Genomic DNA, 18,385 nt, shown 5'->3' with positions numbered 1-18,385 from the left:
GTGGTTTCGTGGCAAAACCCTTTCTCAGCATAGAACAGCTGACCCAGCGGTATCCCGACCGGACGGGCGGCGAGTTCACCGTTTTTGAGAACGCAAGTTTCGGCGTCGAAAAGGGCGAGTTTGTCTGCATCCTCGGGCATTCGGGCTGCGGGAAATCGACCATCATGAACATCCTTGCCGGGTTGGCTGAACCCAGCTCGGGCGTGGTCAAGATGGACGGGATGCATGTCTCAGGCCCCAGCCTGGACCGGGGCGTCGTGTTCCAGAACTATTCGCTGTTGCCGTGGCTCTCGGCGCTCAAGAACGTGACCTTCGGCGTAGCCGCGCGGTTCCCGCAATGGGACAAGGCCAAGGTGGTTGAGCATTCAACTGCCTTCCTCGCCAAGGTGGGGCTGGCGGGCGACACGATCCACCGCAAGCCCAGCCAGCTTTCGGGTGGTATGCGGCAGCGGGTCAGCATCGCGCGGGCCTTCGCCAACGAACCCAAGCTGCTGTTGCTGGATGAGCCCTTTGGCGCTCTGGATGCACTCACCCGAGGAACCATTCAGGACGAGCTGATCAAGGTCTGGAGCGACACCGACCAGACCGTATTCATGATCACCCACGATATTGACGAAGCGATCCTGTTGGCCGACCGCATCCTTTTGATGACGAACGGGCCAATGGCGCAGGTGGCCGAAAGCGTGGAGATTACAATCCCCCGGCCGCGCAACCGCACCAGCATCGTCGAGCATCCGAACTACTATGCGATCCGCAACCATCTTGTGCAGTTCCTCGGTCAACGCTCGGCCGAGCTGGCCGGGCAACTCGGTGGTGAGGGGCTGAACAGCCCAAAAACCGTCCATATCGATCTGAAAGACGATACCGACACCGAAAACCCGGACCCAGCGCCAATGCTGCGCGCGGTAGAAGGTTAAGGCGATGACCGAGACTCCTCCGCGCGCGCCGTTGCCCCCCTTTTCATACGATGAGGCCATACAAAAGGTGCGCATGGCCGAAAACGCCTGGAATACGCGCGATCCGGTCAAGGTCGCGCAGGCCTATACGATCGACACGCGCTGGCGCAACCGGTCTGAGTTCCCGATGGGCCGGGCCGAAGTGCAGGATTTCCTCACCCGCAAATGGGCCAAGGAGACAGGCTATCGCCTGATAAAGGAAATCTGGGCCCATGACCGAAACCGCATTGCGGTGCGCTTTTGCTACGAATGGCACAACGACCATGGTCAGTGGTTCCGTGCCCATGGCAACGAAAACTGGGAATTCGACGATCTGGGCTACATGGCGGTGCGCCACGCATCGATCAATGATGTGCCGATCACGGATGAAGACCGCCTGTTTCACTGGCCTGAGGGCACCGCCCGCCCAGACCATCACCCCGGACTGACAGAGTTAGGATTGTAAGATGAAAGATGCGCTTGAAATGACCGCGATAACCAAAGAGGACGTCACTGCGATGATCCTGTCTGCCAAGAAGCAGGCCGGGCTGACCTGGGAAGAGATCGCGGAAAAGATCGATATGTCACCTGTGTGGACACATTCGGCGGCCATGGGGATGAATGCGTTTCCGCCTGAAAAGGCCGAGCTGATCGTGACCGCGATGGGTTTGCCGCAAGAGGCCGCCAGCGTGCTGGCGGAAAGCCCGACCAAGATCTGGGAACAGGCCGTCCCGACCGATCCGTGCATCTATCGCTTTTACGAGATCGTCGGTGTCTACGGCCCGACCCTGAAGGCCATCATCCAGGAAAAATTCGGCGACGGCATCATGTCCGCCATCGATTTCGACATGTCGGTCACCCGGGTCGAGAACCCCAAGGGCGATCGCGTCAAGGTCGAGATGTCGGGCAAGTTCCTAGGGTACAACAGCTGGTAGGGGGGCATTGCCAACTTGTTTGTGTGGTCTGAACTGGTTACCGCTCACGCATGATGATACCGCCCAAAACGCCGCGCCTTAAGGGTTTTCGTTTGCCAGCTCACTCTGCCATCTTGAGCGATGACGTCGATGTGGTGGTGCGCTGCGCATTCTTGCCGTGAACCGCGTTTTTTGGCGGAGGAATGATGATCTCAACCCCGTGCCCGAACTTCTCGAGCAGTCAGTCTGCCACCCCCTGGCCGTCATAGGCACCATCCGCTGGAAAGCGGCTTAGATCGGCATCCATGTCTGTTAGCAAAGCTGGCAGTGCCGTTTCATCGCCCACATGTTCAGTGGCCAACTCAGTCGCGGCGATATCGCTGGTTTCCGGATCGAAGGCGATGTGGAGCTTGCGCCATGTTTTGCGGGCCTTCTTGGTGCAGTGCTTCTCTTCATGCCAGCCGTCGCCGCCATGCACTTTCAGACCCGTGCTGTCCACAATGAGGGTGGTTGGCTTACTCGCAGCGCGCCGGTTTTGGGCGAGCTTCAACCCCTTGCCGCGTCGCGACAGGATCGAGAAATCTGGCGCCACAAACTCCATGCCCATCAGCTTGGCAATCGACCGCATGAAGCCCTGAGTTTGTCTCAACGCAAGCCGAAACACGACCCGCAGAGTAAGGCAAATCTCGATTGCCAAATCGGAGTATCGCGCCTGGCCACCACGTGTCCTGCGGCGTGGCGATGACCAAATCTGTGCCACTTCATCTGAAATCCAGATCGTCACATCGCCACGTTGTCGAAGGCTTTCGTTGTACGTCGACCAATTTGTGACCCGATACCTGGCCTTCGGGAACTTGCCCCTGCGGGCATCATTGAATTTGTGGGGCATCTACTGTCGCTCGCGTCAGAGAAAACGCTGGAACTACCGCAACCGCTCGATCCATGCAACTCGCCCCTGCACGGCCTAACACCGTTCGAATACATCTGCAAAATCTGGACAAACGAACCTGATCGTTTCAACGTCAATCCAACCCATCACAGTATGGGACTGAACACCTATTTGAGGTACGAACCTCAAAAATATCTGGACTTGAGGTGCGTACCTCAAATAGCCTTGGAAGTACGCCGCGATTCGCACATCCTCGATTGACGGCGCAAAAAGGGAGGAATGGATGACTTACACAAAACTGGCCTCGGCCAGCGCACTGGTCCTTGCCGCTACTACTCTTTCTACCAAGGCAAATGCTGAAGATCTGACATTATGTTGGGCTGCATGGGACCCGGCCAACGCGCTTGTTGAGCTATCAAAGGAATTCGAAGCACAATCCGGCCACGCGATGAACTTCGAATTTGTTCCTTGGCCGAATTTTGCGGACAGGATGCTGAATGAGTTGAACTCTGGGGGTAAGCTCTGCGACCTTCTGATTGGTGACAGCCAATGGATCGGCGGTGGCGCTGAAAACGGTCACTACGTCCAACTGAACGACTTCTTCGATGCTGAAGGCATCAGCATGGACGATTTCGCGCCCGCAACCGTCTACGCCTATTCGACTTGGCCCAAGGGAACACCAAATTACTACGCACTGCCAGCGATGGGCGATGCAAACGGCTGGTTCTATCGCAAGGACTGGTTTGAAAACCCCGAAATCCAAGCTGCATACAAAGAGGCAACCGGACAAGATCTGCGTGAGCCTCAGTCTCAGAAAGAACTCCTGCAGATCGCGCAGTTCTTCCAAGGTCGTGAGATCGACGGCAAGACGGTCTACGGGGCAGCAATCTTTACCGAGCGTGGCTCGGAAGGGATCACCATGGGTGTGACCGGAGCGCTTTATCCTTGGGGCTTCAAATATGAAAACACTCCGGGCTCGTATGACATGGAAGGCGCCGTAAACTCACCGGAAGCGGTTGAGGCTCTGGAATTCTATAAAGAGTTTTACAAAACGGCGACGCCTCCGGGATACACTAACTCTTACATGGGTGAAAGCTTGGACGCCTTTAAGTCCGGTCAGGTCGCCATGGCCATGAACTGGTTCGCTTTCTTCCCAGGTCTTTACGCCGATCCCAATACCGGCGGTGACAAGATCGACTTCTTTGTGAACCCGCCGCAAAACCAGGCAGGCTCAACACTGGGCGGTCAGGGGATTTCTGTTGTCAGTTACTCTGACAAACAGGATGCCGCACTAGAGTATATAAAGTGGTTCGCGCAGCCAGAAGTGCAGGCCAAATGGTGGGAACTCGGCGGCTATTCGGCACATAACTCAGTGTTGGAAGATCCTGGTTTTGTGGATAGCCAACCGTTTGCCCGTGACTTCCTAGAAGCAATGGGTGGTGTGCAGGACTTCTGGCAAGAGCCTGCTTATGCGGAACTGCTGCTGGCAATGCAGAAACGCATCCACGACTACGTGGTTGCCGACCAAGGCACGGCTCAAGAAGCGCTTGATCTTCTGATCGAAGATTGGACGGAAGTCTTCGAAGACGAAGGCAAGCTGTAGTCCGGACAAAGGCGGGAGCGGGTGCAATCTCGCTCCACCTTCACCCGTGAGTCCTAACCAACAAGAGCTGGCAAAGAGATGTCTGACAGGACTGTAGATCGCGTTGCGCAGGCAACGCCCGAGCGAGTTGCGCGAAAAATCCGGGGCTTATCCGACCGCGCGATCACCTGGATATTCATCTCCCCAACGATATTTCTACTGCTGGCGATCAACATCTTTCCGTTGATCTGGACCATCCAACTAAGCTTTACCAACTACAAGGCCAACCGGATCGGGCGTGAAGTCAAGGATGTCGGGTTCAGAAACTACGAGCGCATCCTGACCGACTCGGACACTTGGTTGAATATGCAGGCCACCGCGCATTTCTTGTTTTGGACGATCTTCTTTCAGGTGCTGATCGGGTTCACGCTGGCGTGGTTGATCAACAAGAAATTCAAGGGCAACGATCTTTGGACCACGATCATCGTGCTGCCGATGATGCTGTCTCCTGCGGTCGTCGGGAACTTCTGGAAGTTCCTCTATCAGCCTCAAATCGGCCTGTTTAACTATATCGTGTCCTGGTTTACCGGCAAAGACCCGTCGAGCTTTGAGATGCTGGGCTCTGTGACATTGGCGCCATGGGCGATCGTGATCGTTGACACCTGGATGTGGACCCCTTTTGTGATGCTGATTTGTCTGGCCGGGCTGCGCAGCATCCCCGACTATATCTACGAAGCAGCCGAGATCGACCGCGCCAGCAAGCTGCGTCAGTTCTTCACGATCACCATCCCGATGGTGCTGCCGTTCTTAATGCTCGCGGTGCTGTTTCGAGGAATCGAGAACTTCAAGATGTTCGACCTGGTGGTTCAGCTAACCGGCGGTGGGCCGGGCTCTGTAACAGAACTCACTTCGATCAATCTCAAGAGGGAAGCCTTTGAGAAGTGGCGGACGGGTTATGCCTCGGCCTATGCGATCATCCTTTTCGTCACCGTGTTCGGCCTTGCGTCGATCTACGTCAAAGCCCTGAACAAGGTGAAACAGAGATGAGCAGTTTTTCCGTCACCGAACCTTCTAGCCGCTCGAAATGGATCGCCGGCACTTTGGTAATCGGCTACGCGCTGATCACTATGATCCCTTTGGTATGGATTTTATTGACCGGGTTCAAATCCCCAGCCGATGCGATCAGCTACCCGCCCAAAGTGGTGTTTGATCCAACGCTAGAAGGCTATGTCAACCTTTTCACCACACGCACGCGGCAAACGCAGGAGTTTCTGGCAGCCAACCCGCCACAGAATTGGGCCGACGAGATCGTGCGCCAATACGACATGGTGATTGTCGGACCATCAAAGTTCGGCGAGCGTTTTATGAACTCGGTTATCATCGGATTTGGCTCGACGTTCCTAAGTATCTTCCTTGGTACGCTGGCCGCCTATGCGTTCAGCAGGTTTAAGGTTCCGCTCAAGGATGATCTTTTGTTCTTCATCCTCAGCACGAGGATGATGCCGCCGGTCGCCGTCGCCATCCCGATCTTCCTGATGTTCAGAAACCTTGGGCTGAGCGACACGCATTTGGGGATGATCCTGCTCTATACGGGCGTGAATATTTCCTTGGCGGTTTGGTTGCTGAAAGGATTCATCGACGAAATCCCAAGAGAGTACGAAGAAGCCGCTCTCATAGATGGCTACACTCGGTTTCAGGCTTTCTACAAAGTGGTGCTGCCACAAGCCGCCACTGGGATAGCCTCAACAGCTATCTTTTGCCTAATCTTCGCCTGGAATGAATACGCTTTTGCCGTGCTGCTGACATCTGCGAATGCGCAGACTGCGCCGCCATTCATCCCGACCATTATCGGTATCGGCGGTCTGGATTGGCCTGCCGTGGCGGCTGGCGCCACGATCTTCCTGATCCCGGTCATGATTTTCACCATCCTGATGCGCAAACACCTGCTGCGCGGGATTACTTTCGGAGCGGTGCGCAAATGAGCGATTTTCTTATCGGATTGATGCGGCTCCGCCGCGGCCCATGGGAGATGGTCGCGACCATTCTGATTGCACTGGGTGTCTTCATGCTGATGCAGCCCTTTGTCCTTTGGGCCTTCACCTATTCCTTCATCGTCACGCTGATCGGAACCGTCATGTTCATCATCGTCAGCCATTTCCCGGAGTAGAAATGGCCCAGATCTCAGTTAAAAACGTAAAAAAGATGTTCGGCGACTTCACGGCCGTCCGCGAAAGCTCGTTCACGATTGAAGACGGTGAGTTTTTCATGCTGCTGGGGCCATCCGGTTGCGGAAAAACGACGACTTTAAGGATGATCGCAGGTTTGGAGCTTCCCACATCTGGCGAGATCTACCTAGACGGCGAAGAAATCAGCCAGCGGCCACCCTCAGAGCGAGACATTGCCTTCGTGTTCCAGATGTTCGCGCTGTATCCGCACATGAATGTTCGCAAGAATATCAGCTACCCACTGATATCGCAGGGTATGCCGCGTGCTGCCGTAAAAGCCAAAGTGGAGGAAGTCGCTGGAATTCTAGGAATAACAGACATTCTTGACAGTCCGGTAGGTGGACTTTCAGGCGGCGACAGGCAGCGCGTGGCGCTGGGTCGCGCGATTGTGCGTGAGCCCAAGGCGTTCATGATGGACGAGCCGCTTGGCGCTTTGGATGCTGAGTTTCGCGAGCATATGGCCGAAGAACTGCGCGCGCTGCATGATCGCATGGGCGCGACCACCGTGTATGTCACGCATGATCAACTTGAAGCCATGCAAATGGGCGACAAGATCGTTGTGATGAATAACGCCGTGATTGAGCAATTCGGTACGCCTCAGGAAATATATGACAAACCAGCGACCATGTTTGTGGCTGACTTCATCGGGTCCCCGTCAATGAACTTCCTGCCGTTTCAGGGCAAGGTTGCGCCCGGCACTGAAGCAGTGCGATTGAACGGCCATGATGAGGCTGTTCCAATATTGATGGAAGGGGCTGAAGGTGATCTGGTCTTTGGTGTTCGGCCCGAGCATGTGTTTCTGTCCGACACAAGCGGTTACCGTGCCAAGGTGCTTGCAGCAGAATACTTGGGCACGACCCAGATCGTAACGCTGCAAAGCCCCAATGGCGAACTCAAGGCCCGGATCGATGCGCGCGAAACGGTCAGCCCCGGTGAAACCGTGGGGCTGGAGTTCCGGTCCCAGACTGTCACGCTGTTTGATAAGTCTTCGGGCAAGGCGTTGAGGTCCGCGCTGAACGATGAGGTGATTGGCAATGGCTGAAGTCGTTTTGGAAAACATCTCAAAATCGTTCGGCAACGTGACCGCAGTTGACGATATCTCGATGACAATCCCTGACGGTGCTTTCGTGGTGCTGCTAGGTCCAACCGGTGCCGGAAAAACGACGACGTTGAGACTGATCTCGGGACTTGAGAAACTGGATGCGGGCTCCGTTCGCATTGCTGGCCGGGACGTTGGACTTGAAACACCCGCTCAGCGGGATGTGGCGATGGTCTTCCAGCAATACTCACTTTATCCGCATATGACAGTGCGCGAGAACCTGTCGTTTCCTCTGCGATCTCCGATCCTTCGGACGCCGGAAGACGAGATCAGCAGGAAGGTAAACGAGGTCGCGGAAATCCTGCAGATCCCACACAAAATGGATAACAAAGCGACCGAGCTTTCCGGCGGCGAAATGCAGCGGGTGTCGATCGGGCGGGCTTTGGTGCGCGATCCACAGATCTTTCTCATGGATGAACCGCTCAGTTCTTTGGATGCCAAGCTTCGGGCAGATTTGCGGGTGGAACTGAAGAGAATTCAGGCGGACCTGGGATCAACCTTACTATACGTGACCCATGATCAGGTCGAAGCCATGACAATGGCGACGCATATCGGCGTTTTGGAAAACGGCAGGTTGGTTCAGTACGGCACACCTCGCGACATCTATGAAAATCCAGGCAGTGTTTACGTCGCCAGCCGGTTGGGGCTGCCGCGGATTAATATCCTGCCGTCCGAGCTGTTCGGAGGGGATCACAAAGGCCCGCAGATTGGTCTTCGCCCGGAAAACATCATCGAAGGTGAAGGAAGTGATGCGCGTGTGATACGTGCTGAGCATCTGGGAGATCAAACGCGTCTGCACCTAGACTTAAACGGCCACCCGGTTGTGACCTTGATCGATGTCCATCATGGCTACCCCTCTGGAAAAGTCATAAAAATCCGCCCCCACAACGCACTGTATTTTGACGCGTCTGGCGCGCGCGTGAATTAAGGAGCAAAAGCATGGCCCAGTTCCTCAACACAAAAGAAACCTTGGTGACAGAGGCCATAGACGGTCTTCTGGCGTCATCAGGAGGGCAACTTACCAGGCTGGACGGCTACCCTCACATCAAGGTTGTCTACAGGTCGGATTGGGACAAGTCGAAGGTCGCTTTGGTGTCTGGCGGAGGGTCTGGTCACGAACCTGCCCATGCAGGTTTTGTTGGCGCCGGTATGCTGACAGCAGCGGTATGCGGGGAAGTGTTTGCGTCCCCGTCGGTTGAGGCGGTTCTGGCGGGCATTCTTGCGGTAACTGGTGAGGCTGGGTGTTTGCTTATCGTCAAGAATTACACTGGCGATCGGTTGAACTTCGGCCTGGCAGCCGAGCGCTCCAGAGCATTGGGCCGCAGGGTGGAGATGGTCGTTGTGGATGATGACATCGCCCTGCCCGACCTTCCGCAACCACGCGGCGTGGCAGGAACTCTGTTCGTACACAAAATTGCCGGCGCACTTGCTGAAAGGGGTGCTGACCTACAAACCATTAGCCACGCAGCAAGAAACACCATCGCGAAGGTCGTCAGCATCGGTATGAGCCTGGACACCTGTACCGTTCCGGGTTCTCCGAAAGAAGACAGGATTGCGCCCGGCAAAGCGGAACTTGGCCTGGGTATCCATGGCGAGCCCGGTGTACAGCAGGTGGAATTCTCGAATGCTGTATCGGCCATGTCCACAGTGGTGGAAAAGCTGAAGCAAAGGGTGGGGTCTGGGGATTGTGTGGCACTGGTCAACAACCTCGGTTCTACAACTCCGCTAGAAATGGCTGTCCTCACGCATGCTTTGTCTGAAACTGGTATTGCCCGCCATATCATTGGCCCTGCACCAATGATGACATCGCTGGATATGCACGGGTTTTCTGTTTCTATTCTGCCTGTAGATCAGGACGATTTGTCTGCGCTTGAAGCTCCTGTTGAGCTGGCGGCTTGGCCTGGCGTTAATTCCATCGATTCAATAAAAGTAGCACCTTTGCCTGATGGGCTGACTCCGATCGATCCAATTCCTTCGAACAATCCCGCGACAAGGGAAACGATCTCGCGTTTGTCCGAACTACTCATCAATGCTGAGAAGAACCTGAACGAGTTGGACGCCAAATCTGGGGATGGCGACACAGGCAGCACTTTGGCGACTGCTGCAAGAGCATTGCAAGGTAGCCTTGACCGAATGCCACTCGCTGATTTGACGCAATTGTTTCCAGCGCTAGGCAATGAATTGAGCCAGACAATGGGCGGGTCTTCCGGGGTGATACTCGCAATCTTTTTCAACGCAGCTGGAGATGCCTGTGCGAGCGGGGCTTCTGTACCGAAATCCTTGGTGGAAGGTCTGAATCGCGTTAGCCAAGTTGGAGGGGCCAAAGTCGGTGACAGGACAATGATTGACGCCCTGGCACCTGCACTTGCCGCACTCCCATCCGGGCTGTCCCATGCGGCAAAGGCTGCCCGCGAAGGTGCGAATAACACGGCGAATATTCACCGTGCGAAGGCGGGCCGTGCAGCTTATGTTCCCGAAGAAAACCTAGTTGGACATAACGATCCGGGCGCTGAAGCTGTTGCCTTGTTGTTTGAGGGATTAGCGCGGGAGATCGAGGGCTGAAGATCACGTGGAAGACCAAAAACACAAAATAGAATTGGTGAAAAAGCCAACTGTCAATGACATCGCGCGTGTTGCGGGTGTCAGCCTGGCGACTGTTGACCGGGTCTTGAACAGGCGCCCCGGCGTGCGGACAGTGACCGTACAGAAAGTACAAAAGGCAATTGATGAGCTGGGGTATGTGCGCGACACTGCTGCTGCCAACCTCGCGCGAAATCGAGTTTACAATTTCCTCTTTGTTCTGCCGGACACGGACAACGAGTTTGTGGAGGCTATTAGCAGTCAGATCGCAGAGCAATCGCGTGACCAGTTTATCGAGCGGACTCGCATTGCAATAAAGAAGGTCGCTCCGTTTGAGCCGCAAGACATCGTCAACATTCTGGATGCTGTCGACAGTTTGGATGTTGATGGAGTCGCCGTTTTCGGGCCCGAAACGCCTTCTGTCCGCGACGCAGTAAAAAGGCTCAGGGACAAGGGCGTTCCGGTGGTCGCACTGGTGTCTGACTTGCCGAGTTCTGATAGAGACCACTTTGTGGGAATCGATAATGTTTCGGCAGGACGGACCGCCGCTCAGCTGATGGGACGGTTTGTGCATCGCCAGGGCAAGGTGTTGGTCCTGACAGGCTCTCGATTGGCACGTGATCACCTGGAGCGTCGCCAGGGTTTTGATCTTGTTGTGGCTGAGGATTTTCCGCATCTCGAAGTCGTGGCGTCTGTCGAGGGCCGGGATGACCCGGATCTGATCTACACCATGATGCCCCAGATCTTTGAAACTTACCCGGATCTTGTTGGAATATATTCGTCAGCGGCGGGCAACGCAGGTCTGATCCAATTTCTGTCAGAGAACAAGTTCAGCAAAGATCTGGTAATCATCGCTCATGAGCTTACTCCGCTTAGTCGTGAAGCGCTCAGACTTGGTACATTTGACGCTCTGATCTCGCAAGACACCGGGCACATTGTTCGTTCAGCTATCCGCCTACTGCGTGCGACTTCGGACAAAGTTCCGTTCAACAAAGCGCAGGAACGTATCCGTATCGACATCTATCTGAAAGAAAATTTGCCGCCGTAGAGGCATAGGTTTTGGGGAGGAGATTTTATGAAGACGATCAAAGGTCCTGCTTTGTTTCTTGCACAATTTGCGGGGGACGAAGCGCCGTTCAATTCCTGGGACGCGATCACCAAATGGGCGGCCGATTGTGGATACAAGGGCGTTCAGGTTCCCAGCTGGGATGGCCGGTTATTCGACTTGGAACAGGCCGCATCCAGCATCGGTTACTGCGATGACTTCAAAGGCAAAGCCAGGGAAAATGGTGTCGAAGTCACTGAACTGTCAACGCACCTTCAGGGCCAGCTTGTCGCCGTTCATCCTGCCTATGACAGCGCGTTTGATGGTTTTGCAGCCGAAAGTGTTAGAGGAAATCCGAAAGCCAGGCAAGAATGGGCCGTCGACCAGGTCAAAAAGGCGCTTTCAGCGTCGAAAAACTTGGGTATTTCGGCGCATGCGACATTCTCGGGCGCGTTGGCTTGGCCCTATGTCTATCCTTGGCCGCAGCGCCCTGCTGGCTTGATTGAAACGGCATTTGATGAACTCGCTCGCAGGTGGGTGCCCATCCTGAATCACGCGGATGAATGCGGAGTTGATGTCTGCTACGAAATTCACCCCGGAGAGGACCTCCATGACGGCGTGACGTACGAGATGTTTCTCGAACGGACGGGCAATCACACAAGGGCTTGCATGTTGTACGACCCCTCGCACTACGTCCTGCAATGCCTCGACTACCTGGACAACATCGACATCTACAAGGATCGAATACGGATGTTCCATGTGAAAGATGCCGAGTTCAACCCAACCGGGCGGCAGGGCGTCTATTCTGGATATCAAAGCTGGGTTGATCGTGCCGGGCGGTTCCGGTCACTTGGCGATGGTCAGGTGGACTTCGGGGCTGTCTTCTCAAAAATGGCGGCGAATGACTTTGATGGCTGGGCGGTTGTCGAATGGGAATGCTGCCTCAAACACCCAGAGGATGGAGCGCGTGAGGGTGCTCAGTTTGTGTCTGATCATATTATCCGGGTGACCGAGAAAGCCTTTGATGATTTCGCTGATGGTGGTGCAGACGAAGCCGCCAATCGCAAAATGCTGGGGATTGAGTGATGGTCACAGGACGCAGTGAAGAAACCTCAGGTCGCATTCGCCTTGGCATGGTTGGCGGAGGAAACGACGCCTTCATAGGCGGCGTTCATCGAATTGCGGCGCGAATGGACCACAAGTTTGAGTTGGTTGCCGGTGCATTGTCTTCGACGCCAGGGAAATCTCTTGAAAGTGGGCAGGCATTGGGGCTCGAACGGGTCTATGAAGACTTCAAACAAATGGCGATAAGGGAAGCCCGGCTGAAATCTGGGATCGAGGCGGTCTCAATCGTCACGCCAAATCACGTTCACTATGTAGCAGCGCGTGAGTTCCTGAAACGCGGTATTCACGTCATTTGTGACAAACCACTCACCTCGACCCTTGCCGATGCAAAAAAGCTGGTCAAAGCAGCTGAAAGTGCAAACGCCCTGTTCATTTTGACCCACAACTACACGGGCTATCCGATGGTTCGGCAGGCGCGTGAAATGGTTGCCAACGGCGATATTGGAAAAATCCGCGTGGTTCAGGTTGAATACCCGCAGGATTGGCTGACCGAGCAACAGGACTTCAAACAGGCAGAATGGCGAACCGATCCTGAACGTTCCGGCGCAGGTGGTTCAACCGGTGATATCGGAACCCACGCCTACAACCTCGCCTGCTTTGTAACCGGGCTGAAGGCGGAAAGCCTGGCCGCAGATTTGCAGGCCTTTGTGCCGGGGCGCAAAGTCGATGACAACGCACACGTCCTGCTTCGTTTCGAGGGCGGAGCGCGGGGTATGCTGTGGTCTTCTCAGGTTGCTCCTGGCAATGAAAATGCGCTCCGAATGCGGGTCTATGGCGAAAAAGGTGGGCTGGAGTGGTCTCAGGAAGATCCTAACTACCTATGGTTTACGCCCTATAACGAACCTAAACGTTTGATCACCCGAAATGGTGCCGGGGCTGGTGATGTTGCCAATCGGTTAAGTAGAGTTCCTCCTGGACATCCCGAGGGCTATCTGGAGGGGTTCGCGAATATCTATGGAGAAGCAGCTGAGGCCATCCAAGCTTTCCGAAACGGGGTTTCAGCTGACACGTCGGTTGTTTATCCAACGGTCCATGACGGGCTCAATGGCGTTAAGTTTGTAGCAGCGTGCGTGCAAAGCTCTTCAAGGAATGCGGCCTGGGTCAAGTTAGAGTAGAATCTGGATCTAAGCGCACAGCGGGATTCTTGGGTGTTGTCACGTTAACTGCCGTTCGGTTGCTCATGCACGCATTTGGACTTGGGTGACATCGATGAAGTCATCATCAATCTGCTACAAGCGTCACCGATTTCCTCCTCAGATCATCGCGCACGCGGTGTGGCTTTACCTACGCTTCAACCTGAGCCTGCGGGAAGTTGAAGAGATGCTGTTGCAGCGCGGGATCGATGTTGGCGAATTTGCTTCGCGACCTCACGCGCGAACTTCGCACGGTCAACTGTTTTCCGCTATGCGACTCACCAAAGCGAACGCAGGTTCAGTTTCAACAATCGAACGCCGCTCGAAATCGATTCCGGCGGACACATAAGTAATTCAGGATGGCTGAGGATAACTCACCTGGGCAGGGCAGACCTCGTAAGTTGAATCCAACGCAACCGGACATTCGATCGCATTCAGGCCTTGTGCATCAATACAGACACTGATGCTGAAAAGATCGCTCGTCCCATCGGAATTGTTGATACATTGCAGCTCTGGCGTGACACCGAAGGCGTTTCTAATGGCCGCTTCAACCTTGGACGTCTCGACCACCGTCCCGGAACCGGATGCACTGGGGTTAATGTCGGCATCCTCTAATGCAGAGGCGATATCAAACTGACCATGTAGACTGGCGCCGATCGAGAAATACTGCTCCATTGAAGTGACGTTCGCGTCGCACTTGACAGCACAGGTACCGTGCTTTTCCCACTCATGCTTCCACGTCCAGAATTCGTACTTTTCTTCCAGATCGATTTTCTTCAGAATCGGATTGGGCCATACGCGCTTGAGTTCACCTTCGATCGGATCAAGTTGACCGGCGTCGAATGCCTCACCCTTGCATTGTCCAAGATACTTCTCTGTGCTCTCGACTTCGGGCCAGAGGCCATGGACGACCCAGCCAAAGGGCGCGTCATAAGTGTCGCAAGCAGTTGAGTCCGCTTTCAGGCAAAGCGTCGGTATCCAATCCTGAACAAAACGATAATACGAAAAGCCCTCACAACTTGAGGTAAAGCCCGACTCGTCGGACAAGCTTTGGTCCGCCTCCTGGTTTTGCGCCAAGGCGGCGCTCGAAATGAAAAAGCAGGCAAGCCAAAACCACTTAAGCGCGCCGATATGCCCACGTGAGGTAGAAAAAGACTCATGCTGCTTGTTGGTTGTGTTTGCCATGCTCTCTTTGCGACCAAGTTGCATCCCTCGTGACAATCTTGCAAATTCCCAGATGCAAGTCTAGCGAACGCCAATCGACTGCGCAGCTTCACCGATGCCCAAAAGCAGGAGAAATTTGTTTGGAAGCTCTCGACAGTTGGTTTCGAAACGAGGCAAAAAAACAGTCTCGCCTCGTTTCCCTCTATTCGTGCCTGCTGATAGATCGCCTAGCCCCTTACTTTGTCTTTAGGTTGCGATATCTCATCGTGCTCGAGGTGCTGGTTCTATGTGTTCATGTCGCTGAATTCATTATTCTTTCAGCCCATCTTCCGCCATCCAGCGTGATCCTCATCTTCTTGTTTCGCGCGGGCGCTCTGACGATAAGGGGGGCGTGGTGGGGCGCACTGGAAGTCATGCGAGAACGCATTCGTTCATTCCGTGGTCAGGAGGCGACGGACCGAACCGGGACCGAGATTTCGGTATGGCTTGTCTTTTCGATGCTGATCGGTGCCGTCTTCGCGATCGGGATGCTTGGTCTGACGGGCTGGAGATATGGTCAGTCCGGATCAACCGAGACCGCATTGCTGATCTCGATTTACATTGCCGTCATCACGATTGAACTGGCGCTGCAATTTCCGATGCAGGTATTGCATTCGGGTATCTATGCCAGACGACGGATCTACCGGTCTTTCTGGTCGGTGGTGATCCCGACAATTCTTCAGATTGCGGTGCTGGTCGCCCTAACGCCGATTGCACCGGTTTCGGCCTTGATTGTGTCGATCCTGGCATCCTCTGCCTGCGCGCTTGTGGTCTCGCTCGTTTATGTGCTGCGGATGTACCAGATAACAGGAATACGCGCGAAACTGTCACTTGGCTGGTCAGAACTGCGCGCCTTCCTCTCCGGTCTTCCGCTTTGGTCTTTCGCGATCTCTGCGATCTCCGGACTCTCTCTTCGCGTGGACAGCGTTCTGGTTCTCGTGATCCTGGGGCTGAGCAGCTTTGCCGGCCAGTCTGTTTCACTCACCAGCGGGCACCCTGATTGGAACTCTCCGCATCTCGGGGTGTATCTTTACCTCATTCTTCCGGCTGTCCGAGCCGCCTATTCCTGGACGACCCTCTTCTATTTCGATCTGGTCCGGCTGCGCCTGTCACCGCTCTACACACAGATGCGCGCACTGTTGTTTCGCAGGCTGACGCGGGCGGCAGTCATTCTGGCCGCGATCTTTTGGGGGTTGTCCTTTGCAGTTTCGAGGATTGTCTACCCTGATATTTCGGCGACCTTTCTCATTGCCTTGCTGCCTGTCTTCGTTGTGAGGGCCTGGCTGGGTCTGTTGCAAATGCGCGCCTTTACGATGGGATATCACGCGCGCGTCATTCTTTCTGTGGTCACGCTTGCAACGGCAGGCTTTCTGATCGCCGTCGGAGAGTCTGCCGATCCTTATGAGCTGCTCGAAGTTCTGGCCGGGTTTTGCCTCGCCTGCGCGATCCTGTTATGTGCGGACTGGTGGTTTAGCATCGGCAAACCACCACCGGTGCAGCAATCGCTTCATGATCTTGGAACGCTCTTTTTTGACCTTGAGGACGAAACGCCAATTTACCGGGCTCGTCTCGTGAGCGGGCTTCGCAATAGCGCACGAGCCTCAATCGGTGAGATGTTCAACGAACGTTTGAACGGAAGCGGACACTGGGCTTGGCTGCAGCACAACGCGATCCTGTACTTCGCGACAGACGCAAAGAACACCGAACCGGTCTTGCCAAGTTCACTGGTGACGAACACAGGCGGCGCTCTCTATTCGGTAGAGCAACTGCACCCCAAACACGGCAAACCCACAAAGCCAACTGCGCGTCACGCCAGAGACAAGGCGGATATTGACGCGCTTGTCAGTGCATTCAAAACCTATTGGCCAAATGGAACCGTTATCGACCTTGACTCACATGGCTACAGAAAAGAACTGAGCCAGTTTTCCCCGGACCTGTTGCGCTCCATTCTGCCGATCGCATTGCGGGCGTTCAAAGCAGGCGACGCGTTCGTCACGCATGGGGGCATGAATATCTATCCGCTCGTCATCGACGGGCGGATACGGATGATATTTCTGGTAAGCGCGAGCGATGGCTCGCCGCTGGGCTCTCCTTGGCCGGCGGTTCTGCGCAACTGGCAAGCAGGGGCGCTTGCGGCAAAGGACGGCGGATAGAACGATGGAAATGCCACTGGACATCGACAAGGTGCTGTCAGACCCGGATGCCTATGAAAGTGCGATCCAGCATATCTATGAGAAGCGGCGGCTCAAGAACCAGAGCTTTCGGGAGGCCTATTTGGGTGTCAATTATATCGCTATCGATATGAAGCGGCGGCGGCTTGCGCGTCTACTCGCAAAGACTGTGGCAAGCGGCCAATACGAGCTCTCGCCAGTGGACATGTGGATGTTGGAACATGGCGGCAAATGGCGCCCGGCCCACCGTCCGACCCTGCCGGACCTGATTGTGGGCACCGTCATCGCAAGGGTCCTGTCGAAAAATGCCCGCATCATGGGGCAGCCTGGCGTTTATGCCTATCAACCGGGTCTGAGCAACTATACGGCCCTCTCCGACTTTGCGCGCTTTGTCCGACGGCCCGAGCACAAGAACGGCCTCTTCGTGATGCAGTCGGATTTTACCCGCTATGGCGAGAATATCCCGGTATACAAGGATGCCATCGTCTGGGAAGAGCTGCGCCGGGTTGCGGATATGGGCACCAAATCAGGCATATCGGAAAACGCCTGGGCCTTGATAATGGGGCTGGTCCGCCCGGTCACACGAGCGCCGGATGGCACGTCGTTTTCCCGCCTCTTCGGTATTCCCATGGGGACCCCTGTCGTCGCCGTGACAAGCAACCTCGCGATCAATCAACTCGACCTTCGCATGACAGCATATTCAGGCGCCTTCTTTGCCCGTTTCAATGATGACTTTCTGTTCGCCCATAAAGACCCCGAGGTTGTCAAAGAGGCGGATACCGCTATTGACGAGATGCTGGGAACTCTGGGCGTGACGCGAAAGCCAGAAAAGACCAAGCGCAGTTATTTGAATGGGGCCGGCAAAACCCTCGAGGATTGGGCTGAATTCAAGGGCCGCTCCAGCATAGAATTTCTCGGTCTAGCTGCGCACCATTCCGGGACACTTGGCTGGACACAGGAGCGTCTCAACCGCTTTTTCAGGTTCTTTTGCAAGCGGCTTGATCAAGTGTCCAACGAGTTGGCAGGGATCGCGACGCCGGAGCGCGCGCGCGTTCTTGTCAAAAGTGCCGAAACGCTTCTGGAACCGACAAACTCTTTTGCTCCGGTCATTACGCAGGCTCTTATCCGAGACACCACAAATCGAGCTGTGTTGAAGGACCTTGATAACCGTATTGCCAAAAAGGTGGCACAACGGATCACGGGCCGTGCAGGAGTGATCGGGTTTCGATCCTACCCCCCCGAGCGGCTTCGCCAGATGGGTTTACCGTCTTTGGTGGCAATCCGAAATTTACGTTGAAGCTATGAAGCGCTATGCAGACCACGAGGGTCGCGGCTCGCGCGATTTCGCGCCACCTATGGCTGTCCACAGAGACTGCGGTTTTCGGACGGCTTGTTGTTAAGTTGATCCCCGCGGCCCTCACATGACTCATGGATCAACCACAGTAGAAGGAAATTGGTACTCTATTGTGTGAGCCGGCATGGAA

Annotated in this window: 17 protein-coding genes and 2 pseudogenes; 17 read left to right on the top strand and 2 right to left on the bottom strand. The window is 55.0% G+C overall.

Translation table 11 applies throughout. The features are described 5' to 3' along the window. Positions 1–8: 8 nt before the first annotated feature. Genes AB1E34_RS23660 through cynS form a run of 3 tightly spaced genes read left to right on the top strand, consistent with a single transcriptional unit; the run spans position 9 to position 1,870 of the window. Entirely contained in the window at positions 9–917 is a 909-nt protein-coding gene (locus AB1E34_RS23660; protein ID WP_372574770.1) for an ABC transporter ATP-binding protein, read from the top strand. Between the two features lie 4 nt (positions 918–921). Continuing rightward, complete coding sequence (locus AB1E34_RS23655; protein ID WP_372574769.1) at positions 922–1,401, top strand: nuclear transport factor 2 family protein; 480 nt, start codon at positions 922–924, stop codon at positions 1,399–1,401. A gap of 1 nt (position 1,402) precedes the next feature. Beyond that, positions 1,403–1,870 carry a cyanase gene (cynS, locus tag AB1E34_RS23650; RefSeq protein ID WP_372574768.1) on the top strand — a complete coding sequence of 156 codons (468 nt, stop codon included), beginning with the start codon at positions 1,403–1,405 and terminating at the stop codon, positions 1,868–1,870. A 220-nt stretch (positions 1,871–2,090) separates the two neighbouring features. Here cynS and AB1E34_RS23645 read toward each other — a convergent pair whose 3' ends face one another. Then, positions 2,091–2,738, bottom strand: coding sequence for an IS5 family transposase (locus AB1E34_RS23645; protein ID WP_372574767.1), 648 nt, complete (start codon positions 2,736–2,738; stop codon positions 2,091–2,093). Positions 2,739–2,804: 66 nt separating this feature from the next. Between AB1E34_RS23645 and AB1E34_RS23640 the strand changes: the two are divergent. The 12 genes and pseudogenes from AB1E34_RS23640 to AB1E34_RS23585 all read left to right on the top strand — a co-directional run. Next, positions 2,805–2,906: pseudogene (locus AB1E34_RS23640) on the top strand (IS481 family transposase); the annotation flags it as partial. Between the two features lie 115 nt (positions 2,907–3,021). Beyond that, positions 3,022–4,341, top strand: coding sequence for an ABC transporter substrate-binding protein (locus AB1E34_RS23635; RefSeq protein WP_372574766.1), 1,320 nt, complete (start codon positions 3,022–3,024; stop codon positions 4,339–4,341). A gap of 78 nt (positions 4,342–4,419) precedes the next feature. Next, positions 4,420–5,367, top strand: a complete 948-nt coding sequence (locus AB1E34_RS23630) for a carbohydrate ABC transporter permease (protein WP_372574765.1) — start codon at positions 4,420–4,422, stop codon at positions 5,365–5,367. After that, positions 5,364–6,302: a carbohydrate ABC transporter permease gene (locus AB1E34_RS23625; RefSeq protein ID WP_372574764.1), complete on the top strand. Its 939-nt coding sequence runs from the start codon at positions 5,364–5,366 to the stop codon at positions 6,300–6,302. Before AB1E34_RS23630 ends, AB1E34_RS23625 begins: the two co-directional genes overlap by 4 nt. Continuing rightward, positions 6,299–6,487 carry a hypothetical protein gene (locus AB1E34_RS23620; protein ID WP_170772431.1) on the top strand — a complete coding sequence of 63 codons (189 nt, stop codon included), beginning with the start codon at positions 6,299–6,301 and terminating at the stop codon, positions 6,485–6,487. The genes AB1E34_RS23625 and AB1E34_RS23620 overlap by 4 nt, the downstream gene beginning before the upstream one ends. Positions 6,488–6,489: 2 nt before the next feature. Continuing rightward, positions 6,490–7,587 carry an ABC transporter ATP-binding protein gene (locus AB1E34_RS23615; RefSeq protein ID WP_372574763.1) on the top strand — a complete coding sequence of 366 codons (1,098 nt, stop codon included), beginning with the start codon at positions 6,490–6,492 and terminating at the stop codon, positions 7,585–7,587. Further along, positions 7,580–8,572 (top strand): ABC transporter ATP-binding protein, encoded by a 993-nt coding sequence (locus AB1E34_RS23610; RefSeq protein ID WP_372574762.1) that lies wholly within the window; start codon positions 7,580–7,582, stop codon positions 8,570–8,572. Before AB1E34_RS23615 ends, AB1E34_RS23610 begins: the two co-directional genes overlap by 8 nt. Positions 8,573–8,583: 11 nt before the next feature. Further along, positions 8,584–10,206, top strand: a complete 1,623-nt coding sequence (locus AB1E34_RS23605; RefSeq protein WP_372574761.1) for a dihydroxyacetone kinase subunit DhaK — start codon at positions 8,584–8,586, stop codon at positions 10,204–10,206. Positions 10,207–10,213: 7 nt separating this feature from the next. Further along, the gene (locus tag AB1E34_RS23600; RefSeq protein WP_372574760.1) at positions 10,214–11,272 is read left to right on the top strand and encodes a LacI family DNA-binding transcriptional regulator; all 1,059 of its coding nucleotides are present in this window, start codon (positions 10,214–10,216) and stop codon (positions 11,270–11,272) included. Positions 11,273–11,299: 27 nt separating this feature from the next. Then, positions 11,300–12,355 (top strand): sugar phosphate isomerase/epimerase family protein, encoded by a 1,056-nt coding sequence (locus AB1E34_RS23595; RefSeq protein ID WP_372574759.1) that lies wholly within the window; start codon positions 11,300–11,302, stop codon positions 12,353–12,355. Further along, complete coding sequence (locus AB1E34_RS23590; RefSeq protein WP_372574758.1) at positions 12,355–13,509, top strand: Gfo/Idh/MocA family protein; 1,155 nt, start codon at positions 12,355–12,357, stop codon at positions 13,507–13,509. Before AB1E34_RS23595 ends, AB1E34_RS23590 begins: the two co-directional genes overlap by 1 nt. 94 nt (positions 13,510–13,603) lie before the next feature. Beyond that, positions 13,604–13,741: pseudogene (locus AB1E34_RS23585) on the top strand (IS6 family transposase); the annotation flags it as partial. A gap of 140 nt (positions 13,742–13,881) precedes the next feature. On the opposite strand, the gene AB1E34_RS23580 reads toward AB1E34_RS23585, so the two are convergent. Then, positions 13,882–14,712, bottom strand: coding sequence for a T2 family ribonuclease (locus AB1E34_RS23580; RefSeq protein WP_372574757.1), 831 nt, complete (start codon positions 14,710–14,712; stop codon positions 13,882–13,884). Between the two features lie 119 nt (positions 14,713–14,831). Between AB1E34_RS23580 and AB1E34_RS23575 the strand changes: the two genes are divergently transcribed. Both AB1E34_RS23575 and AB1E34_RS23570 read left to right on the top strand, forming a co-directional pair. Continuing rightward, positions 14,832–16,883 (top strand): MATE family efflux transporter, encoded by a 2,052-nt coding sequence (locus AB1E34_RS23575; protein WP_372574756.1) that lies wholly within the window; start codon positions 14,832–14,834, stop codon positions 16,881–16,883. Beyond that, positions 16,801–18,198 carry a reverse transcriptase domain-containing protein gene (locus AB1E34_RS23570; RefSeq protein WP_372574755.1) on the top strand — a complete coding sequence of 466 codons (1,398 nt, stop codon included), beginning with the start codon at positions 16,801–16,803 and terminating at the stop codon, positions 18,196–18,198. The genes AB1E34_RS23575 and AB1E34_RS23570 overlap by 83 nt, the downstream gene beginning before the upstream one ends. The last annotated feature ends 187 nt before the right edge of the window (positions 18,199–18,385 follow it).

The organism is Ruegeria jejuensis (assembly GCF_041537905.1).
GTDB lineage: Bacteria > Pseudomonadota > Alphaproteobacteria > Rhodobacterales > Rhodobacteraceae > Ruegeria_C.
Note: the sequence above shows the minus strand (reverse complement) of the source record. Positions and strands in the feature narration are given on the sequence as shown.

What these genes read in the sequence shown, in the direction of transcription:
- AB1E34_RS23630 (WP_372574765.1), top strand. Translation starts at nt 4,420, where the DNA reads ATGTCTGACAGGACTGTAGATCGCGTTGCGCAGGCAACGCCCGAGCGA.
- AB1E34_RS23610 (WP_372574762.1), top strand. Translation starts at nt 7,580, where the DNA reads ATGGCTGAAGTCGTTTTGGAAAACATCTCAAAATCGTTCGGCAACGTG.
- AB1E34_RS23590 (WP_372574758.1), top strand. Translation starts at nt 12,355, where the DNA reads ATGGTCACAGGACGCAGTGAAGAAACCTCAGGTCGCATTCGCCTTGGC.
- AB1E34_RS23615 (WP_372574763.1), top strand. Translation starts at nt 6,490, where the DNA reads ATGGCCCAGATCTCAGTTAAAAACGTAAAAAAGATGTTCGGCGACTTC.
- AB1E34_RS23635 (WP_372574766.1), top strand. Translation starts at nt 3,022, where the DNA reads ATGACTTACACAAAACTGGCCTCGGCCAGCGCACTGGTCCTTGCCGCT.
- AB1E34_RS23655 (WP_372574769.1), top strand. Translation starts at nt 922, where the DNA reads ATGACCGAGACTCCTCCGCGCGCGCCGTTGCCCCCCTTTTCATACGAT.
- AB1E34_RS23625 (WP_372574764.1), top strand. Translation starts at nt 5,364, where the DNA reads ATGAGCAGTTTTTCCGTCACCGAACCTTCTAGCCGCTCGAAATGGATC.
- cynS (WP_372574768.1), top strand. Translation starts at nt 1,403, where the DNA reads ATGAAAGATGCGCTTGAAATGACCGCGATAACCAAAGAGGACGTCACT.
- AB1E34_RS23580 (WP_372574757.1), bottom strand. Translation starts at nt 14,712, where the DNA reads ATGGCAAACACAACCAACAAGCAGCATGAGTCTTTTTCTACCTCACGT.
- AB1E34_RS23570 (WP_372574755.1), top strand. Translation starts at nt 16,801, where the DNA reads ATGGCTCGCCGCTGGGCTCTCCTTGGCCGGCGGTTCTGCGCAACTGGC.
- AB1E34_RS23620 (WP_170772431.1), top strand. Translation starts at nt 6,299, where the DNA reads ATGAGCGATTTTCTTATCGGATTGATGCGGCTCCGCCGCGGCCCATGG.
- AB1E34_RS23595 (WP_372574759.1), top strand. Translation starts at nt 11,300, where the DNA reads ATGAAGACGATCAAAGGTCCTGCTTTGTTTCTTGCACAATTTGCGGGG.
- AB1E34_RS23605 (WP_372574761.1), top strand. Translation starts at nt 8,584, where the DNA reads ATGGCCCAGTTCCTCAACACAAAAGAAACCTTGGTGACAGAGGCCATA.
- AB1E34_RS23645 (WP_372574767.1), bottom strand. Translation starts at nt 2,738, where the DNA reads ATGCCCCACAAATTCAATGATGCCCGCAGGGGCAAGTTCCCGAAGGCC.